Origin of the sequence: Variovorax rhizosphaerae, from assembly GCF_037889975.1 — a bacterium.
Lineage (GTDB): Bacteria > Pseudomonadota > Gammaproteobacteria > Burkholderiales > Burkholderiaceae_C > Variovorax > Variovorax rhizosphaerae.
In genome coordinates this window covers 37,328-58,904 of record NZ_JBBKZT010000014.1, presented here as the reverse complement: position 1 = coordinate 58,904, position 21,577 = coordinate 37,328, and the positions used below count along the sequence as shown (strand labels likewise).

Genomic DNA, 21,577 nt, shown 5'->3' with positions numbered 1-21,577 from the left:
GCCGAGCGCGAAGAGTCGTGATGATCGTTGCAACTTCGTCGTGTGTCGACGCCGAAGGGCGAGCACCACAACAGTTGCACAGGCGTGCTGGTGGCCAGCACAACCATTCGCTAGGATCCGGAACTGGCAACGCGCCGGACCTTGATTGGAGCAGGTCCACTGGGTTGATGCCAACAATTGCAACAGGGAGCGAGCGTGAAATTGCGATGGGTAGGCTTGGGCGCCAGCATGGCCGCGGTGTTGTTGACGGGCTCCTGCGGAGGCTCGTCGGGCCAAGGGGGCGGGGTTTCCAGCGGGATCTCCGGCGGGATCTCCAGCCAGGCGGCTTCCGCGGGTTTTGCCGCAAGCTTCGAGAAGCAGCGCGAACTCCGACGCAAGATCGCCGCGCCGGCGCAGGCCCGGTGGTCCGCCGTCACCGACCTGTCCCTGGTGCCCGCCTCGGCCTCCACCCTGCCCGATGGCAAGGTATTGCTGTGGGCCGGCGAAAGCCGCTTCACCGTCTCCAGCGACAGCAACCGCACCTACTCGACCCTGTTCGATCCGGTCACGATGACCGCGACCGACCGGCTCGTCAGCGAAACCGGGCACAACATGTTCTGCTCCGGCACGAGCACCCTGGCAGACGGCAGCCTGCTGGTCGCCGGCGGCAGCGGTGAATCGAACACCAGCATCTACAACCCCGGCACCGGCGCCTGGACCACCGGCGCCAAGCTCAACATCCGCCGCGCCTACAACGCCAACACCCTGCTGCAGGACGGCTCGGTCCTGACCATCGGCGGCTCCTGGGACCTCGCCAACGTCGGCGGCAAGGACGGCGAGGTCTGGAACGCCGCCACAGGATGGCGCAAGCTGCCGGGCCTGAAGATCGCCTCCATGCTCTCGCCCGGCGGCGCGGAATACTGGGTGTCCGACAGCCACTTCTGGCTGCATCCCGCCGGCAATGGCAAGGTCTTCCATGCCGGACCGGGCCGGCAGATGCACTGGCTCGACACGCGTGGCGAGGGGTCGGTCGAACCTGCAGGCACGCGCGGCGACGATGCCTTCGCCATCACCGGCAGCGCCGTGATGTACGACACCGGCAAGATCCTAAAGGCCGGCGGCGTCGACATGGCCGTGACCGACTGGACCAGCAACCAGAGCTACGTGATCGACCTCAACGCCGGTGTCTCGGTGCGCACGATCAATCCGATGGCCTACCCGCGGGCGTACCACAACTCGGTGGTGCTGCCCGACGGCCAGGTGGTCGTGATCGGTGGTCAAACCATCGCACTGGGCTTCAGCGACAGCAACGGGGTGATGGTGCCGGAACTGTTCGACCCCATCACCGAATCCTTCACGCCGCTGCCCGCGATGACGATCCCGCGCAACTACCACAGCGTCGCGTTGCTACTGCAAGACGGGCGCGTGCTGTCGGCCGGCGGCGGCGTCTGCGGCGAGGGCTGCGCGGCCAACCATGCCGACCTGCAGATCCTCTCCCCGCACTACCTGTTCAACGCGGACGGCACCCCGGCCACGCGTCCGGTGCTGCTGAGCGCACCGTCGCGCGCTGTCTACGGCAGCACGGTGACAGTGAGCACCGACAGCCCGGTCACCGCGTTCTCGCTGGTGCGAATGTCCTCGACCACCCACTCGGTCAACAACGACCAGCGGCGGCTGCCACTGGACTTCACCGGCCTCGGCGACAACAACTACAAGATCGACGTCCCGAGCAACCCCGGCTGGGCGATTCCGGGCGTGTACATGCTGTTTGCGATGAACGCGAATGGAACGCCTTCGGTCGCACGGATGATCACCATCGATGGCACCGGCGCACCGCAACTCACCGCGCCCGACGACCAACTCAGCGCGGTCGGCTCGACGCTGAACCTGCCCGTTCGCGCCACGAACGCCGGCGGCATTCCCGTCAACTACAGCGCCGACGGCCTGCCCGACGGCCTGCGCATCGATGCAGCCACGGGCGTCATCAGCGGCAGCCCGACCCGCACGGGCACCCATGTGGTCAAGGTGGCGGCGGCGGCATCCGGCAGCAAGGTGAGTTCGCAGTTCCAGTGGGTCGTCAACGATTCGAATCGGGCATCGCGCTACGTCAAGCTGGTATCAACAAGTTCGTTCGACGACAGCCCGCTGGCCTCGATCGCCGACCTCGACCTGTTGAATGAAGTCGGCACCGTCCTGCCTCGCGCCGGCTGGACCGCCAGCGCAAGCAGCGCCGAGACCCGCGGCGAGTACGCGCCGGCGGCACTGGCAATCGACGCGAACTCCGACTCCTACTGGCTCACCCAGTGGTCCGACCCGCTGGCGGTGCAGCCGCATTCCTTCGTGATCGACATGGGCACGATGCAGCACGTCGGCGGCTTCGCCTACCGGCCGCGCCAGAACAGCGGCAACTCCACGATCGCCCGCTACGACTTCCATGTCAGCGCCGACGGCGTGAACTGGGGCCCGCCGGTCGCGCAGGGGGACTTCCGCGACCACGGCCCCAATCTCGGACGCAAGACGGTGTTCTTCAACAACCTCGCGCGCGGCCGGCCGGCGAGCGCGTCGTCGGAACAGGCCGGCGGGGCCGCAGCACGCGCTGTCGATGGCGTGAACGACGGCAACTGGGCGGCCAACTCGACCACCCTGACCGAGAGCACCGCCAACCCATGGTGGGAGGTCGACCTCGGCGCCGACTTCCGCATCCACGCGCTGCGGTTGTGGAACCGCACCGATTGCTGCGGCGACAGACTCGGCAACTTCCAGGTGCTGGTTTCGGCCGCGCCCATGACTGGCAGGAGCTACGACGCGCTGATGGCGGACAACGGTGTGCACAAGACGCAGGTGCCGGGCACCGCCGGACGCCTGACCACCTTGTCGCCCGGCGCCACGGGACGCCATGTGCGCGTGCAGCTTGCCGGCGCCAACGCCCTCAGTCTTGCGGAGGTCGAAGTGTTTGGCGTGCCTGCTGCCAATCGACCGCCATCGCTGGGCGCCGTGGCGCCCCCGGCCACACATCAGGGCGAGCAGGTCGCTTTCGCACTGGCCGCAAGCGACGCCGACGGCGATCCGCTCGCCTTCGAGGTGAGCGGCCTGCCCGCAGGCGTCAGCTACGACCCCGCCAGCGGCATGATCGCCGGCTATCCCTCGAGGAGCGGAAGCTTCTCCGTGACCGCCACCGTCGGCGACGGCCGCGGAGGGACGGCCGCCACCCGCTTCGACTGGCGCATCCTGAATCCGCTGCCGGTGATCGCGGCCATCGCCGCGCCACCGGTTCGCGCAGGCGCCCGTGCCACCTATGCGGCCAATGCGGGCGCCGCCTCGAACCTGCAGTACAGCTGGCTGTTCGGCGATGGCAGCCCGTCGACCGGCTGGATCACCGACGGCGGCGCCAACACCACCCATGCCTTTGCGGCGCCGGGCGTCTACAACGTCACCGTCTCGGCCCGCAGCCCGGACGGCACGGTCGTGACGCGCAGCTTCATGCAGGCCGTCACCGGCGCGGCCGTGGGCGGCTCCGCGGGCGGGCGCCCCCTCGCCAGCGCCATCCTTGCAGTGGAAGCGCGTGCCGGCGCCAGCGAGCGGGTGTGGGTGCTCAACCAAGACGCGGACACGGTGGCGGTGTTCAACTCCGAGGACGGCCATCGCCTGGCCGAGATCGTGGTGGGGGCGCAACCACGCAGCATCAGCGTCGGCAATGGCATCGCCGTCGTCACGAACAAGGAAAGCGCCAGCCTCAGCGTGCTGAGCACCGCCACCTTGCGTCCGCTGCGCACGGTGCCCCTGCCGCGCGGGTCGCAGCCGCATGGCGTGCTCGTCGCGTCCGATGGCAGCACCTACGTGGCGCTGGAGGCGACAGGCCGCCTGCTCAAGTTCGACAACGCCTGGACACAGACCGCCGACGTGGCCGCGCCCGGGGTGCGCCACCTCGCCATGACTGCCGACAGCAAGCGCCTGCTGGCCACGCGCTTCGTCACCGCACCCCAGCCCGGTGAAGGCACAGCCCGTGTGCGCGGCGAGACCGGCGGTGTGAAGACCGGCGGCGAAGTGACCGAGTTCGATCCCGCGACGCTGGCCGTGCTGCGCCGCTTCGTGCTGCAGCACAGCGACAAGGCCGATGGCTCGGTGCAGGGCCGCGGCGTGCCCAACTACCTCGGCGCGCCGGCCATCTCACCCGACGGCCAGAGCGCATGGGTCCCTTCCAAGCAGGACAACATCCAGCGCGGCAGCCTGCGCGATGGCCAGCCGCTGAGTTTCGAGAGCACCGTGCGCGCCATTTCCTCGCGCCTCGACCTGGTGGCCAACACCGAGGATTACCCCGGCCGCGTCGACCTCGACAACAGCGGCGTGGCCAGTGCCGCCGTCTACCACCCCAACGGCGCCTACCTGTTCGTGGCGCTGGAAAGCTCGCGTGAAGTGGCGGTGCTCGATGCCGCCGGCAAGCGCGAACTGATGCGCGTCGCCGTCGGCCGGGCGCCGCAGGGCGTGGCCGTGTCGCTGGACGGCATGCGCCTCTACGTCAGCAACTTCATGGACCGCACGGGAGCCGCCTACGACCTGGGTCGGCTGCTGCAATTCGGCGAGCCCAGCATCGGCCTGATCGGTGCCGTCTCCGGCACCGAAACCGAACGACTGGCGCCCGATGTGCTGCGCGGCAAGCAGTTCTTCTACGACGCCAAGGACCCGCGCCTGGCCCGCGACGGCTACCTGAGTTGCGCAAGCTGCCACAACGATGGCGCACACGACGGCCGCACCTGGGACTTCAGCAGCCTCGGCGAAGGCCTGCGCAACACGATCTCGCTGCGCGGCCGTGCCGGCGGCCAGGGCCGCTTGCACTGGAGCGGCAATTTCGACGAGCCGCAGGACTTCGACGGCCAGATCCGCAACCTCGCCCGCGGCACCGGCCTGATGACCGACGCCGCCTTCAACGCCGGCACCCGCAGCCAGCCATTGGGCGACCCCAAGGCGGGCCAAAGCGCGGACCTGGATGCGCTGGCCGCCTACCTGCGTTCGCTCGACGCATTCGCTGCAAGCCCGCTGCGCAATGCCGACGGCAGCCTGACCACGCAAGCCGTCGCCGGCAAGACGCTGTTCGCCGCGCAATGCGCCACATGCCACGGCGGCCCCGACTTCACCAACAGCGCGACCCACCGGCTCGACAACGTCGGCACCCTCAAGGCCGGCAGCGGCAAGCGCCTCGGCGCGCCGCTGACCGGGCTGGACGTCCCCACGCTGCGGGAAGCCTGGGCCACCGCGCCCTACCTGCACGATGGCTCGGCCGCCACCGTCGAAGATGCCGTGCGCGCACACACCGGCCTCCGCCTGCCCGACGCCGACGTGCTCGCCGTCAGCGCCTTCGTCAAGCAGACCGGCAACGAGGAGCCGCGCGCGCCGCACCTCCCGGGAACCGGCACCGGGCTGCTCGGCAGCTACTTCAACAACATCACCTTGAGCGGGCAGCCGGCACTGGTGCGCGTCGAACCGGTCGACTTCGACTGGGGCCTGGGATCACCCGGCGCGCCGATCGGCGTGGACTTCTTCTCGGCGCGCTGGACCGGCGCGATCGAGGCACCCGCCACCGGCAGCTACCAGTTCCGCACCCTGCTCGACGACGGCGTGCGGCTGTGGATCGATGACAAGCTGTTGATCGACCACTGGACGTACCACCCGGACTACGACACCACCATCCCACTGAACCTGGTCGCCGGGCGCCTCTACCGCCTCCGCGTTGATTACTTCGAATGGACACACGGCGCGTCCATGCGGCTGGAATGGAAACCGCCCGGCGCAGCCGGCTTTTCAAGGCCACCTACGGAGCAGTACTACCCCTATTGACTGCCGCGACTTCGCCGGTATTGCACGAAAGTCATACTCAAAAATGACTACTTGCAAACAGTAACCCTGCCTGTATTCTCGTTACGATTAATACTAAATCGGTAGTTTTTTGCCGTTTTTAGTTCGCCCTTGACCACCAACGGCGGAATTGAACAAGGAGAAGGGCTATGAAGTTGCGTTCCATTGGCGCGGTGGCTGGCGTTGCCGTGTCGGTGCTGATGACATCGTGCGGGGGCGGGGACAGTGGCAGCAGCGTTGGCCTCACCAGCGGCATTCCCACCACTTCCCTGGGAGGCGCGTCGGGCGGCAACGTCGAAACGCCAGTCGCCAAGGACGCGCAGACAGAATTCGCATCCAAGCTCGACAGCCAGCGCGAACTCAAGCGCAAGATCGCGACCCCGGCCCAGGCGCAATGGTCAGGCGTGACCAACCTGCCCATCGTCCCGGCGGCCGCATCGAACATGCCCGACGGCAAGGTGCTGTTCTGGGCTGCGGAAGACCGCTTCAGTTTCACCACGGGCGGCGACCGCACCTATTCGGCGATGTTCGACCCGGTCACGTTGGCATCGACCGAACGGCTGGTGTCCGAAACCGGGCACAACATGTTCTGCTCCGGCACCACCAACCTGGCCGACGGCCGCCTGCTGATCGCGGGTGGCAGCGGCGACGCCAACACCAGCATCTACAACCCCACCACCGGCGCCTGGAGCACCGCCGCCAGGCTCAACATCCCGCGCGCCTACAACGCCAACACCTTGCTGTCCGATGGTTCCGTGCTGACCCTGGGCGGCTCCTGGGACGGCGGCATCGGCAACAAGCACGGCGAGGTCTGGACCGCTGCCGGCGGCTGGCGCACGCTTCCGGGGCTGAGGATCGACTCGATGCTGTCACCCGACAGCGGCATCGCCGCATGGGTGAGTGACAGCCACCTGTGGCTGATCCCGGCCGGCAACGGCAAGGTATTCCACGCCGGCCCCGGCCAGCGCATTCACTGGCTCGACACGCGCGGCAATGGCAATGTCGAAGTCATCGGCCCGCGCGCCGACGACCAGTTCAGCATCCTCGGCAACACGGTGATGTACGACACCGGCAAGGTCCTGAAGGTGGGTGGCACCATTCACAACTCCGGCGCCCCGGCGAACAAGCTGTCCTATGTGATCGACCTGAACGCCGGCGCCTCGGTGCGCAAGATCAATCCGATGGCGTATGCGCGCGCCTTCCACAACTCGGTCGTCCTGCCGAATGGCCAGGTGGTGGTGCTCGGCGGCCAGACCGTGGCCACCGCCTTCAGCGACAGCAACTCGGTGCTGGTGCCGGAGCTGTTCGATCCGGTGACGGAGACTTTCACCCCCATGCCCGCGATGTCGGTGCCGCGCAACTACCACAGCGTGGCCCTGCTGCTGCCGGATGCCCGCGTGCTGAGTTCCGGCGGCGGCCTCTGCGGCAACGGCTGCGCGGCCAACCATGGTGACGTGCAGATCCTGACGCCCCACTACCTGTTCAACGACAACGGCACGCCCGCCACGCGCCCCCGGCTGCTGAGCTCGCCGGCACAAGTCACGTACGGCACCACGATGACCGTCGGCGCCGACTCGGCGATCGCCGCGTTCTCGCTGGTTCGCGTGTCCTCGACCACGCACACGGTCAACAACGACCAGCGGCGGCTCCCGCTGACCTTCACCGCGCTGGGCGGCAACAGCTACCGGGTCGACGTCCCGAGCAACCCCGGCTGGGCCCTGCCCGGCATGTACATGCTGTTCGGCATGAACGCCGATGGCGTGCCATCGGTCGCCCGGATGGTGACCATCGGCGACGCCGGCGCACCACGGCTCGTCTCGCCCGACAACCAGGCCGGCGCCGTGGGCAGTGCGCTCACGCTCGCGCTGCAGACCCTGCCGGCCGGCGCTGCCGCCACCGGCTACAGCGCGGACGGCTTGCCCCCGGGCTTGAGCATCAATCCTTCGACCGGCGTGATCACCGGCACGCCGACCCAGGCCGGCAACTACGCGGTGACGGTCTACGCCTCCAATGCCGCTGCCAAGGTCAGTTCGCAGTTCCTCTGGCGAATCGACGACGCTGGCGCCGGCGTGCGCTTCGTGCGGCTGGTGGCCACCAGCGAGGGCAATGGCAGCAACACCTGGGCCTCCATGGCTGAATTCGACTTGCTCAATGCCGACGGCAACGTGCTGTCGCGCGCAGGATGGACCGTGAGCGCGGACAGCGCCGACACCACGACGGTCAACGGCGCCGCCACGCAGGCGATCGACGGCAACCCCGCCACGTACTGGATTACCCAGAACGGGTCTGCCTTGCCCCATTCGTTCGTGGTCAATCTCGGCACGGCACAGCAGCTGGGCGGCTTCCGCTACCTGCCACGCCCCAGCGGCACCGGCAACATTGCCGGCTACGCCTTCTACGTCAGCAACGACGGCGTGAACTGGGGCAACCCGATCTCGCAAGGCGACCTGCGCAACTACGGCAACCTCTACGCGCAGAAGACCGTCTACTTCAACAACCTCGCGGCCGGCAAGCCCGCCACCCAATCGTCGACCGCAGCCGGCGCCTTGCCGGCGCGCGCCGTCGACGCGCTGGCCGAGGGCAACATGGCCGCGGGCTCGGTAACCCAGACCAACAGCGAAGCCCAGCCCTGGTGGGAGGTGGACCTGGGTTCCGCCTACCGGATCAACACCGTTCGCCTCTGGAACCGGACCGACTGCTGCATGGACCGGCTGGCCAACTTCACCCTGCTGGTCTCGCCCACGCCAATGACGGGCAAGACCCTGGCTCAACTGCAGGCCGACGCCACCGTGTCCAAGCTCCAGGTTCCGGGCGCCTCGGTGCGGCTGACCACGCTGGCGCCGGGCGCGACCGGGCGCTATGTCCGCATCCAGCTGTCGGGCACCAATGTCCTCAGCCTGGCGGAGGTCGAAGTGTTCGGCGTCCCCGCTGCCAATCGCGCGCCATTGCTGGCCGACGTGACGCCACCCGTCGCGTACCAGGGCGAGCAAGTGAGCCTGTCGCTGGCGGCGAGTGACCCGGACGGCGATCCGCTCACCTTCGCCATCACCGGGTTGCCGCCCGGCGTCAACTTCAATCCGACCAGTGGCGTGATTGCGGGCTTCCCCTCGCAAAGCGGCAACTTCACCGTGAACGCCACGGTGAGCGACGGGCGTGGCGGCTCGGCCTCGAAGAGCTTCGCCTGGCGGATCCTCGACCCCGTTGTCGGGATCGCACCGATCGCCGCCCCAGCGGTGGCGGCAGGCGGCACGGCCAGCTACACAGCCACAGGCGGCGCCACTGGCCTGCAATACAACTGGGAGTTCGGCGACGGCAGCCCGGCGACCGGCTTTACCACGGCCGCCAACACCAGCCATGCCTATGCGACCGCCGGTGTCTATACCGTCACGGTGTCGGCACGCAATGCCAGCGGCACCATCGTCACACGCAACTTCATGCAGGCCGTGGCTGGCGCGGGCGCGCAGACAGGCACCACCGCCACCGCCAGCGCCAACGTGGCGCTGGAACGCCGGACCGGCGCCAGCGACCGACTCTGGGTGGTCAATCAGGACGCGGACACCGTGTCGGTGTTCGATACGGCCAACGGCGCGCGTGTCGCCGAAATCGCGGTCGGCGCACAGCCACGCAGCGTGAGCGTCAGCGGCGGCGTGGTCGTCGTGAGCAACAAGGAAGCAGCCACCCTCAGCGTCCTGAGCACCACCACCCTGGCTGTGGTTCGCACGGTGCCACTGCCGCGCGCCTCGCAGCCCTTTGGCGTGGTCATGAGATCCGATGGCAGCACCTACGTCGCGCTCGAGGCCACGGGCCGCGTGCTCAGGTTCAACAATGCCTGGACGCAGGCCGGCGAAGCCGTCCTCCCGGGCGTGCGCCACCTGGCGCTGAGCGCGGACGGCTTGCGCCTGCTGGCCACGCGCTTCATCACGGCACCGCAACCCGGCGAGGGAACCGCCACCGTGGCCACCGACATCGGCGGCGTGAAGACCGGCGGCGAAGTCACCGAGCTCAACCCTTCGACCCTGGCCGTGGTGCGTCGTTTCGTGCTGCAACACAGCGCCAAGGCCGACTCGACGCTGCAGGCGCGCGGCGTGCCCAACTACCTCGGCGCGCCCGCCGTCGCACCCAATGGCCTGAGCGCATGGGTGCCGTCCAAGCAGGACAACATCCAGCGCGGCAGCCTGCGCGACGGCAGGCCGCTGGACTTCGAGAGCACCGTGCGCGCCATCTCCTCGCGGCTGGACCTTGCGACCAACGCCGAGGACTATGCAGGCCGCGTCGACCATGACAACAGCAGCGTGGCCAGCGCGGCGGTCTACCACCCCAACAGCGTCTACCTGTTCGTGGCGCTGGAAACCTCGCGCGAAGTGGCCGTGCTCGATGCCACCGGCAAGCGCGAGTTGTTCCGGCTGGCCACCGGCCGTGCGCCGCAGGGGCTGACCCTGTCCTCGGATGGCACGCGCCTGTATGCCCACAATTTCATGGACCGCACCATCGGCGTGTACGACCTGAGCCGCCTGCTGCAGTACGGCGAATCCGCGGCTGCCCTCACCGCAAGCTGGACGACGGCAGGCACCGAACGCCTGAGCGCGACGGTCCTGCGCGGCAAGCAGTTCTTCTACGACGCCAGGGACCCGCGCCTGGCCCGCGACGCCTACATGAGTTGCGCCAGCTGCCACAACGATGGCGGGCAGGACGGCCGCACCTGGGACTTGACCAGCCTGGGAGAAGGCTTGCGCAACACCATCGCCCTGCGCGGTCGTGCCGGCGGCCAGGGCAAGCTGCACTGGAGCGGCAACTTCGATGAGCCGCACGACTTCGAAGGCCAGATCCGCGCCCTCTCGCAGGGCACCGGCCTGATGACGGACGCCGCCTACAACACCGGCACGCGCAGCCAGCCCCTGGGCGATCGCAAGGCCGGCGTCAGCGCCGACCTCGATGCACTTGCGGCCTACATGACCTCGCTCACTGCCTTCAGCGCCAGCCCGCTGCGCAATGCCGATGGCACCTTGACCACGGCGGCCGTCAGCGGCAAGACGGTGTTCGCCGCGCAGTGCGTCACCTGCCATGGTGGCGTCGACTTCACCGACAGTGCGACCGGGGTGCTCAACAATGTCGGCACCCTCAAGGCCAGCAGCGGCAAGCGCCTGGGCGCCACGCTCACCGGACTGGACACGCCGACGCTGCGCGACGCATGGGCCACTGCGCCCTACCTGCATGACGGCTCGGCCGCAACGGTGGAAGACGCGGTGCGCGCTCACACCACCGGCGGTACCCCGGTCACGCCCCCCCCGACCGGCACCACCGGCACCGGCCTGCTCGGCAGCTACTTCAACAACATGACCCTGGACGGCACGCCTGCGCTGACCCGGGTGGAGGCCATGGACTTCGACTGGCTCGATGGCAGTCCGGCGGCGTCGATCAGCGCCGACGAGTTCTCGGTGCGCTGGACCGGCATGGTCGAGGCCCTCACCTCCGGCAATTACCAGTTCCGCACGCTCAGCGACGACGGCATACGGGTCTGGGTCAACGGAAATCTGGTCATCGACAACTGGACGCCGCATGGCCCGACCTACAACGAGTCCACCGCCATCAGTCTCGTCGCCGGCCAGCTCTACAGCATCAAGGTCGAGTTCTACGAATGGGTCGGCGGCGCCACCATGCGCCTGAACTGGAAGACGCCCGGTTCGGCCACCTACGTGGCGATACCTGCCGCACGGCTCTACTCGGGGACCACCACGCCGACCCCGCCCACCACGCCCGGCACCAGCCCACTCTCAGAAGCGGACATCGTTGCGGTCAGCGCCTTCGTCAAGCAGATCGGCAGCGACGAGGTGCGCGCGCCCGACGCCCCCGGTACCGGCCCCGGCATCGGCGCCGGCCTGCTCGGCAGCTACTTCAACAACATGACCCTGGACGGCACGCCTGCGCTGACCCGGGTGGAGACCGTGGACTTCGACTGGGTCGATGGCGGTCCAGGGGCGCCGATCCCCGCCGACAGCTTCTCGGTGCGCTGGACCGGCCGGGTCGAGGCGCTGACTTCCGGCAACTACCAGTTCCGCACGCTCAGCGACGACGGCGTGCGGGTCTGGGTCAACGGCACGCTGGTCATCGACAACTGGACGGCGCATGGCCCCACCTTCAACGAGTCGGCGGCCATCAGTCTCGTCGCCGGCCAGCTCTACAGCATCCGGGTCGAGTTCTACGAATGGGTTGGCGGCGCCACCATGCGCCTGAACTGGAAGACGCCTGGTGCGGCCACCTACGTGGCGATACCTGCTGCACGGCTCTATGCGAACTGAGGCGACGCCGGACAGCTTGCCCCGTGTGTCGCGCATCGGCGCGGCGTGCGGTGTGCGGCGGCGTTGCGGATCCTCGCCCCGGCATCGGTTCATGACGAAGCGCAACCTGCGCTTCGCCTGCATGGTGCTGGCGCTGATCGCCGCGGCCAGCGGGCTGACTTCCGGCGCCGGCGCGGCGCCCCCGACCGGCGTCGCCGCAGCCGGGCGCAGTGCATTCGTCGGTGATACGCCGCTGGTGGCGCGCCTGCCGGGCCACCGCCTCGACCTGCCGGCCGCAGCCGTGCGATGCATCAACTGCCACGCACCCTCCGCCGGCACCGCCGGACAGACCCCGTTCGCGCCACTCCTCACCTCCCGGTACCTGAATGAACTGCGTGCCCGCCGCGGCGGCCCGGGCAGCCGCTACGACCCGGCCTCGTTCTGCCGCGTGTTGCGCGAGGGCATCGATCCGGCCGGCGTGATGGTCGACACCGCCATGCCGCGCTACAGCCTCTCGACCCGGGGTTGTGACGACCTGTGGGCCTACGTGAACTCGCAATGAAGCGCCGCAACCTCCTGTGCGCCGGCATGGCCGCCCTCCCCGCCCTGTGCATCGGAACGACGGCGCACGCACACAATTCCGCCGGCGAAGTCCGCCCGCCATTGCAGGCGCCGGACATCAAGGTGACATCGAACACCGGCCGCGCCTTGCCGCTCAGGGACTTGCTCCGGGGCAAGGCCACCGCGCTGCAGTTGATGTTCACCGGTTGCAGTTCGATCTGCCCGATCCAGGGCGCCTTGTTCGCCCAGGTCCAAGCCGCCTTGCCGCGGGGTGATGCGTCGCTGCAACTGCTCTCGGCCAGCATCGACCCGCTGGGGGACGACCCCAAGGCGTTGAACGCCTGGCTTGGTCGCTTCCAGGCGGGGCCGCGCTGGAGCGCCTTTGCCCCCGCGCCCGCGTCACTCGACCCTTGGCTGGACTTCCTGGCGGGCCGCGCCGTCGGCCCCGACAAGCACACCAGCCAGGTCTACTTCTTCGATCGCCAGGGCCGGCTGGTGCTGCGCACCGTCGACTTCCCCCAGCCTGCCGAAGTCGCCCGCCTGCTCGCCCAACTGGCCACGCTGAAGTAAGCGCCGCGAAAGAGAGTGCCCGCGATCACCGGCAGCGTGCCTGCCGCGATCCGGACGCTGAAGGGTTCGCCCAGGATGGCGACGCCCTCCGGATGGGCTGCATCGCACCCATGCTGCGGGTCAAGCCGCCATCGCCACGCCGATGCGCTCGATGACCACCATCACCATCACCAGCGGCCGGCACCGGCACCGGCATGCACAGGGTGGCGCCAGGCATTGACAGCCAGAGCGCTTCGGGCGCCATCACGAGGGCGGAACTCGTCGGCCGGGATCGCAGCGAATTGCGCGAGGAAGCAAGGCTGGGCGCGCTCGCTGCCATGCCGCCTCAAGAGCCCGGGCCCCGGACGGGAATCCTTCACACACGCAGCACTTGCAAGATGTAACCAAACAGCATATGTTGTTACCATGAATACTTAATAAGTCATTTTCCGTGGATGTGCCGCGCGATCGATGCGGGACGGTGAATGAACACGCAAGAGTTCAGGGAGAACAAAGTGAAGCTACGTTGTATTGGCATGAGTGCGGGCTTGGCCGCATCGCTGCTGCTGGCATCCTGCGGCGGTAACGACGGCGGCGAGGTCGGCATGGCCGCAACCAGCGGCAATCGCGCGGTCAACGCGGCGAGCGGGTCGTACGACAAGGCCGACTTCGCATCCAAACTCGATCACCAGCGCGAACTCAGGCGCAAGATCGCCGCCCCGGCCCAGGCGCAATGGTCTGGCGTGACCAACCTGCCCATCGTCCCGGCCTCGGCGTCGAGCATGCCCGACGGCAAGGTGCTCCTCTGGGCTGCGGACGACCGGTTCAGCTTCACCGGGGGTGGCAATCGCACCTATTCGGTGATGTTCGACCCTGCCGCATCGACATCCGCGGATCGGGTGATCACCGAAACCGGGCACAACATGTTCTGCTCCGGCACCACCAACCTGGCCGACGGCAACCTGATGATCACGGGCGGCAGCGGCGAATCGAACACCAGCATCTACAACCCCGGCACCGGCGTCTGGTCCGCCGGGGCCAAGCTCAACATCCCGCGCGCCTACAACGCCAACACCTTGCTGTCGGACGGTTCGGTGCTGACCCTGGGCGGCTCCTGGGACGGCGGCATCGGCAACAAGCACGGCGAGGTCTGGACCGCTGCCGGCGGCTGGCGCACGCTTCCGGGCCTGAAGATCGACTCGATGCTGTCGCCCGACAGCGGCATTCCCTGGGTGGGTGACAGTCACCTGTGGTTGATCCCGGCCGGCAATGGCAAGGTATTCCACGCCGGGCCGGGTCAGCGCATGCACTGGATCGACACGCGCGGCGACGGCAGTGTCGAAGCCATCGGCCCGCGCGCCGACGACCAGTTCAGCATCCTGGGCAACACGGTGATGTACGACACCGGCAAGGTCCTGAAGGTGGGCGGCGCCATTCACAACGCCGGTGCCCCGGCGAACAACCTGTCCTATGTGATCGACCTGAACGCCGGCGTCTCGGTGCGCAAGATCAATCCGATGGCCTATGCGCGCGCCTTCCAGAACTCGGTCGTCCTGCCCAATGGTCAGGTGGTCGTGCTCGGTGGCCAGACCGTGGCCAACGCATTCAGCGACAGCAATTCCGTGCTGGTGCCCGAGCTCTTCGATCCGGTGACCGAGGCCTTCACGCCGTTGCCCGCCATGTCGGTGCCACGCAACTATCACAGCGTGGCCCTGCTGCTGCCCGATGCTCGCGTGCTGAGCTCAGGGGGTGGCCTCTGCGGCGTCGGATGCGCGGCCAACCACGGTGATGTGCAGATCCTGTCGCCCCACTACCTGTTCAACGCCGACGGCACACCTGCGACGCGCCCCACGCTGCTGAGCGCGCCGACAAAAGCCTCCTACGGCACCACGATGGACGTCGGCGCGGACTCGATGATCACCGCCTTCTCGCTGGTCCGCATGGCATCCACCACGCACACCGTCAACAACGACCAGCGGCGGCTCTCGCTGAAGTTCAGCGCCGTGGGCGGCAACAACTACAAGGTCGAGGTGCCGAGCAACCCGGGCTGGGCCGTGCCCGGCGTCTACATGCTGTTCGGCATGAACGCCGACGGCACCCCATCGGAAGCGAAGATGGTGACCATCGGCGACACCGGTGCGCCACGGCTCGTCGCGCCCGACAACCAGTCGGCAGTGGTGGGCAGTCCGCTCCGGCTTGCGGTACAGGCAACGCCGGCCGCTGGCACCGTCAACAGCTTCAGCGCGGATGGCTTGCCCGCGGGGCTGCGCATCGATCCCGCGACCGGTGTGATCAGCGGTACACCGACCCAGGTTGGCAATGCCATCGTGACGGTCCATGCCTCCAGTCCCACGGCGAAGGTGAGTTCGCAATTCACCTGGCAGATCACCGACCCCATCGCCGGCGCGCGCTTCGTGAAGCTCGTGGCCACCAGCGAAGTCGACGGCAACGCATTCGCTTCCATGGCAGAGCTGAACTTGCTCGGTGAAGACGGCCGCGTCCTGCCGCGCACGGGCTGGACCGTGAAAGCGGACAGCGCCGAGAACATTTCGGAAAACGGCCTCGCCACGCAGGCGATCGACGGCAACCCTGCCACGTTGTGGCACACCCCCTACACCGGCGGCAACGCCCTCCCGATGCCCCATTCATTCACCGTCGATATGGGCGCGCCACAGCGACTGGGCGGTTTTCGCTACCTGCCACGCCCCTCCGGCAGCGGTGGCACGATTGCCGGCTACGCCTTCTACGTCAGCACCGACGGCGTGAACTGGGGCAACCCGGTCTCCGAAGGCGACATGCGCAACTATGGCGCCTACGCCGACCCGCGGACCATCTACTTCAACGACCTGGCGAATGGCAAGCCCACCAGCCAGTCATCGACCGACTACGGCGGCATGTCAGCACGCGCGGCCGACGGCGTGGTCGATGGCGCCTGGTCCACCGGCTCGACCACCCACACCAACATCGAGGCCGCACCGTGGTGGGAAGTGGACCTCGGTGACGACTACCGGATCCACACGGTTCGCATCTGGAACCGCACCGACGCCTACACCGAGCGGCTGGGCAACTACAACGTGCTGGTCTCGCGCACGCCGATGACGGGCAAGACCGTCGAGCAACTGCAAGCCGACGCCAGCGTGGCCAAGCTCCAGGTGCGGGGCGTCGCAGTGCGGCTGGCCACGGTGGCCCCGGGCGCGACGGGACGCTATGTCCGCGTCCAGCTGGCGGGCACCGATGCCCTCAGCCTGGCGGAGGTCGAAGTGTTCGGCGTCCCCGCGGTCAATCGCGCACCATTGCTGGCGGACGTGACGCCGCCCGTTGCCAACCAGGGTGAGCAGGTGGCCCTGTCGCTGGCGGCGAGTGACCCCGACGGCGATCCGCTGAGCTTTGCAGTCACGGGCTTGCCACCGGGTGTCAACCTCAATCCGGCGAGTGGCCAGATTGCCGGGTTCCCTTCGCAAAGCGGCAATTTCACCGTGACCGCCACGGTGAGCGACGGTCGCGGCGGCTCGGCTTCGAAAAGCTTCGCCTGGCGAGTCCTCGACCCCCTGCCCGTGATCGCCCCGATCGCCGCGCCCGTCTTGGCAGCTGGCAGCAATGCAAGCTACACGCCGAACGGCGGCGCACCCGACGGCCTGCAATACAGCTGGGTGTTCGGCGATGGAAGTCCGGCCACTGGCTGGATCGGTGGCAACAGCGCCAGCGCGAGCCATGCCTATGCATCCGCCGGTGTCTATACCGTCACGGTGTCGGCACGCAATGCCGACGGCACCATCGTCACGCGCAACTTCGTGCAGGCCGTGACTGGCGCGGGCGCTCAGACGGGCAACACCGCCACCGCCAGCGCCAATGTCGCGCTGGAACGAAGGGCCGGCACCAGCGACCGGCTGTGGGTGGTCAATCAGGACGCGGACACCGTGTCGGTGTTCGATACCGCGAGCGGGGCGCGTGTCGCCGAAATCGCGGTCGGCGCACAGCCGCGCAGCGTGAGCGTCAGCGGCGGCGTGGCGGTCGTGGCCAACAAGGAAGCCGCCACCCTCAGCGTGCTGAGCACCGCCAGCCTGGCTGTGGTCCGAACGGTGCCACTGCCGCGCGCCTCCCAGCCGTATGGCGTGCTGGCCGGACCCGATGGCAGCACCTGGGTTGCGCTGGAAGCCACGGGCCGCGTGCTGAAGTTCGACAACGCATGGACACAGGTGGCCGAAGCCGTGCTCCCGGGCGTGCGCCACCTGGCGCTCAGCGCGGACGGCCTGCGCCTGCTGGCCACGCGCTTCGTCACCGCACCACAGCCGGGCGAGGGAACCGCCACCGTGCGCAGCGACATCGGCGGCGTCAAGACCGGCGGTGAGGTCGCCGAACTGAACCCCGGATCGCTGGCCGTGGCGCGTCGTTTCGTGCTGCAGCACAGTGCCAAGCCCGACGCGACGGTACAGGCGCGCGGCGTGCCCAACTACCTCGGCGCGCCCGCCATCGCACCCGACGGCCGCAGCGCATGGGTGCCGTCCAAGCAGGACAACATCCAGCGCGGCAGCCTGCGCGACGGCAAGCCGCTGGATTTCGAGAGCACCGTGCGCGCCATCTCCTCGCGACTGGACCTCATGGCCAATGCCGAGGACTACGCGGGCCGTGTCGACCATGACAACAGCGGTGTGGCCAGCGCGGCGGTCTACCACCCCAATGGCGTCTACCTCTTCGTCGCGCTGGAAACCTCGCGCGAAGTGGCTGTGCTCGACGCGGCCGGCAAGCGCGAGCTGTTCCGGCTGGCCGCGGGCCGCGCGCCGCAGGGGCTGACCCTGTCTTCGGACGGCACGCGCCTGTATGTCCACAACTTCATGGACCGCAGCATCGGCGTGTACGACCTGACACGCCTGCTGCAGTACGGTGAATCCACCGCAGCCCTCACCGCCAGCTGGACGACCGCAGGCACCGAACGCCTGACCCCCGAGGTCCTGCGCGGCAAGCAGTTCTTCTACGACGCGCGGGACCCGCGCCTGGCGCGCGACGCCTACATGAGTTGCGCCAGCTGCCACAACGATGGCGCACAGGACGGCCGTACCTGGGACTTCACGGGCCTGGGCGAAGGCCTGCGCAACACCATCAGCCTGCGCGGTCGCGCCGGCGGGCAGGGCAAGCTGCACTGGAGCGGCAATTTCGACGAGGTGCAGGACTTCGAAGGCCAGATCCGCAACTTCGCGCGCGGCACCGGCCTGATGACAGACGCCGCCTTCAACACCGGCACACGCAGCCAGCCGCTGGGCGACCCCAAGGCCGGTCTCAGCGCCGACCTCGATGCGCTCGCGGCCTACATGAAGTCGCTGAATGCCTTCAGTGCCAGCCCGCTGCGCAACGCCGATGGCACCCTGACCGCGCAAGCCGTCAGCGGCAGGACGGTGTTCGCCGCACAGTGCGCTTCCTGCCACAGCGGCGCCGACTTCACCGACAGCGTGACCGGAAAGCTCAACAACGTCGGCACCCTCAAGGCGAGCAGCGGCCAGCGGCTGGGCGCACCGCTCACCGGGCTGGACACGCCGACCCTGCGCGACGTGTGGGCCACTGCGCCCTACCTGCACGACGGCTCGGCCGCGACGGTGGAAGACGCCGTGCGCGCACACACCACCCTCTCCGGCACCGGTCTGCTGGGCAGCTACTTCAACAACATCAACATGGCAGGTACGCCCGTGTTGACCCGGGAGGAAACCGTGGACTTCGACTGGGTCCTCGGCGCTCCCGCGGCATCGGTCAATGCCGACAACTTCTCGGTGCGCTGGACCGGCATGGTCGAGGCGCCAGCCTCCGGCAACTACCAGTTCCGCACGCTCAGCGACGACGGCGTGCGGGTCTGGGTCGACGGCAAGCTGGTCATCGATAACTGGACCCTGCACGGCCCGACCTACAACGAGTCCGTGGCCATCAATCTGGTCGCCGGCCAGATCTACAGCATCCGAGCCGAGTTCTACGAAGCGGGGGGCGGCGCCACCATGCGCCTGAACTGGAAATTGCCCGGCATGGCCGACTATGCGGCCATTCCGGCCACGAAGCTCTACCCATGGACCACCGCGCCCGTCACGCCTGCCACCTCCGCCTTCACCGAGGCGGACGTTCTTGCCGTCAGCGCCTTCGTCAGGCAGATCGGCAGCGAGGAGGTGCGCGCGCCCAGCAATCCCGGCACTGGCACCGGCCTGCTGGGGACCTACTTCAACAACATCGCAATGACAGGCATTCCCGCGCTGACCCGGTTGGAAACCGTGGACTTCGACTGGGTCCTCGGCTCTCCCGCGACAACGGTCAATGCCGACAACTTCTCCGCGCGCTGGACCGGCATGGTCGAGGCACCTGCCTCCGGCAACTTCCAGTTCCGCACGCTCAGTGATGACGGCGTACGTGTCTGGGTCGACGGCAAGCTCGTGATCGACAACTGGACCCTGCACGGCCCGACCTACAACGAGTCCACGGCCATGAATCTCGTCGCCGGCCAGCTCTACAGCATCCGGGCCGAGTTCTACGAAGCGGGGGGCGGCGCCACCATGCGCCTGAACTGGAAGACGCCCGGTACAGCCGCCTACGTGGCGATACCTGTCGCACAGCTCCATGCGAACTGAGGCCCCGCCGGACAGCTTGCCCCGTTTATCGCGCATCGGCGCGGCGTGCGGTGTGCGGCGGCTTTGCGGATCCTCGCCCCGGCATTGGTTCATGACGAAGCGCAACCTGCGCTTCTCCTGCATGGTGCTGGCGCTGATCGCCGCGGCCAGCGGGCTGACTTCCGGCGCCGGCGCGGCGCCCCCGACCGGCGTCGCCGCAGCCGGGCGCAGTGCATTCGTCGGTGATACGCCGCTGGTGGCGCGCCTGCCGGGCCACCGCCTCGACCTGCCGGCCGCAGCCGTGCGATGCATCAACTGCCACGCTCCCTCCGCCGGCACCGCCGGACAGACCCCGTTCGCGCCACTCCTCACCTCCCGGTACCTGAATGAACTGCGTGCCCGCCGCGGCGGCCCGGGCAGCCGCTATGACCCGGCCTCGTTCTGCCGCGTGTTGCGCGAGGGCATCGATCCGGCCGGCGTGATGGTCGACACCGCCATGCCGCGCTACAGCCTCTCGACCCGGGGTTGTGACGACCTGTGGGCCTACGTGAACTCGCAATGAAGCGCCGCAACCTCCTGTGCGCCGGCATGGCCGCCCTCCCCGCCCTGTGCATCGGAACGACGGCGCATGCACACAATTCCGCCGGCGAAGTCCGCCCGCCGCTGCTGGCACCCGACATCAAGGTGACACCGAACACAGGCAGCGCCTTGCCGCTCAGGGACTTGCTGCGGGGCAAGGCCACCGCGCTGCAGTTGATGTTCACCGGTTGCAGTTCGATCTGCCCGATCCAGGGCGCCTTGTTCGCCCAGGTCCAAGCCGCCTTGCCGCGGGGTGATGCGTCGCTGCAACTGCTCTCGGCCAGCATCGACCCGCTGGGGGACGACCCCAAGGCGCTGAACGCCTGGCTTGGTCGCTTCCAGGCGGGGCCGCGCTGGAGCGCCTTTGCCCCCGCGCCCGCGTCACTCGACCCTTGGCTGGACTTCCTGGCGGGCCGCGCCGTCGGCCCCGACAAGCACACCAGCCAGGTCTACTTCTTCGATCGCCAGGGCCGGCTGGTGCTGCGCACCGTCGACTTCCCCCAGCCCGCCGAAGTCGCGCGGCTCCTGGCCCAGTTGGCCACCATGCCTTTGAAGTAGATGACGACGCGCGCCCGAACTCGGCCTCTGTCGTTCCAACCAATTTTTCGGTGCGGTGAATAGCGGGAAAAGCCTAGTTCGAAGGTGTTAGTTCGTGAATTAACTCACGAATATGCCCATGAAATTGGCAACAATGCCATGAACGTGCAGTAATTGCGTGCACAAATCCCATGCATTTCCTAAAGTACCGGCATGGCCCTCTACATCACCGATTTCTTCACAGCGCTCGCGACAGCTAACCATGTCCATGTCGACAATCACGCCGTTTGCAATTTCCATCTCATCAGGAATGCGCTTGCCGTGGTCGTACTCGAGAACGGCGACGAGTTGCGAATCCACCGCCAGGTCGTCAAGATCATCGACGGCCTGAGTTCATGCCGGAGCGAAGATTTCGGGCCGCCACATGCGCTCGATTTCATGATGAATGGGCCGCGTCCCATGGCCGAAAGCGATCTGCCACAGAAGGTCACAGAGGCCGACGAAGACTGATACGGCTTTGCATTCAATCGCAGAACAAGGCGGAGCGCCGCAGACAGTGCTGTAGCACGGCAAGGTGAGCCAACGCAGTTATGCGGTTGAAGGCAAAGTCGTATGAGCCGCCTCGGGGAGAATCCGCTCCCCATGGTGTCACCTTCGGACGAGGCGACG

General features: G+C 68.0%; 8 protein-coding genes. All 8 read left to right on the top strand.

Going from position 1 to position 21,577, the window contains the following annotated elements; translation table 11 throughout:
- Positions 1-195: 195 nt before the first annotated feature.
- The 8 genes from WKW82_RS26820 to WKW82_RS26785 all read left to right on the top strand — a co-directional run bounded on the left by WKW82_RS26820 (position 196) and on the right by WKW82_RS26785 (position 21,418).
- On the top strand, positions 196-5,811 hold the full coding sequence (locus WKW82_RS26820; protein ID WP_340345559.1) for a PA14 domain-containing protein: 5,616 nt from the start codon (positions 196-198) through the stop codon (positions 5,809-5,811).
- Between the two features lie 167 nt (positions 5,812-5,978).
- On the top strand, positions 5,979-12,125 hold the full coding sequence (locus WKW82_RS26815) for a PA14 domain-containing protein (protein WP_340345558.1): 6,147 nt from the start codon (positions 5,979-5,981) through the stop codon (positions 12,123-12,125).
- Between the two features lie 91 nt (positions 12,126-12,216).
- Complete coding sequence (locus WKW82_RS26810) at positions 12,217-12,666, top strand: hypothetical protein (protein WP_340345557.1); 450 nt, start codon at positions 12,217-12,219, stop codon at positions 12,664-12,666.
- Entirely contained in the window at positions 12,663-13,235 is a 573-nt protein-coding gene (locus WKW82_RS26805) for an SCO family protein (protein ID WP_340345555.1), read from the top strand. Before WKW82_RS26810 ends, WKW82_RS26805 begins: the two co-directional genes overlap by 4 nt.
- A 494-nt stretch (positions 13,236-13,729) precedes the next feature.
- Positions 13,730-19,813, top strand: a complete 6,084-nt coding sequence (locus tag WKW82_RS26800) for a PA14 domain-containing protein (protein WP_340345554.1) — start codon at positions 13,730-13,732, stop codon at positions 19,811-19,813.
- A gap of 91 nt (positions 19,814-19,904) precedes the next feature.
- A complete protein-coding gene (locus tag WKW82_RS26795; protein ID WP_340345553.1) occupies positions 19,905-20,354 on the top strand; it encodes a hypothetical protein in 450 nt (149 codons plus the stop codon).
- A complete protein-coding gene (locus tag WKW82_RS26790) occupies positions 20,351-20,929 on the top strand; it encodes an SCO family protein (RefSeq protein ID WP_340345551.1) in 579 nt (192 codons plus the stop codon). The genes WKW82_RS26795 and WKW82_RS26790 overlap by 4 nt, the downstream gene beginning before the upstream one ends.
- A gap of 192 nt (positions 20,930-21,121) precedes the next feature.
- Positions 21,122-21,418 (top strand): hypothetical protein, encoded by a 297-nt coding sequence (locus tag WKW82_RS26785; RefSeq protein WP_340345549.1) that lies wholly within the window; start codon positions 21,122-21,124, stop codon positions 21,416-21,418.
- Positions 21,419-21,577: the final 159 nt, after the last annotated feature.

What these genes read in the sequence shown, in the direction of transcription:
- WKW82_RS26785 (WP_340345549.1), top strand. Translation starts at nt 21,122, where the DNA reads ATGGCCCTCTACATCACCGATTTCTTCACAGCGCTCGCGACAGCTAAC.
- WKW82_RS26795 (WP_340345553.1), top strand. Translation starts at nt 19,905, where the DNA reads ATGACGAAGCGCAACCTGCGCTTCTCCTGCATGGTGCTGGCGCTGATC.
- WKW82_RS26790 (WP_340345551.1), top strand. Translation starts at nt 20,351, where the DNA reads ATGAAGCGCCGCAACCTCCTGTGCGCCGGCATGGCCGCCCTCCCCGCC.
- WKW82_RS26810 (WP_340345557.1), top strand. Translation starts at nt 12,217, where the DNA reads ATGACGAAGCGCAACCTGCGCTTCGCCTGCATGGTGCTGGCGCTGATC.
- WKW82_RS26805 (WP_340345555.1), top strand. Translation starts at nt 12,663, where the DNA reads ATGAAGCGCCGCAACCTCCTGTGCGCCGGCATGGCCGCCCTCCCCGCC.
- WKW82_RS26815 (WP_340345558.1), top strand. Translation starts at nt 5,979, where the DNA reads ATGAAGTTGCGTTCCATTGGCGCGGTGGCTGGCGTTGCCGTGTCGGTG.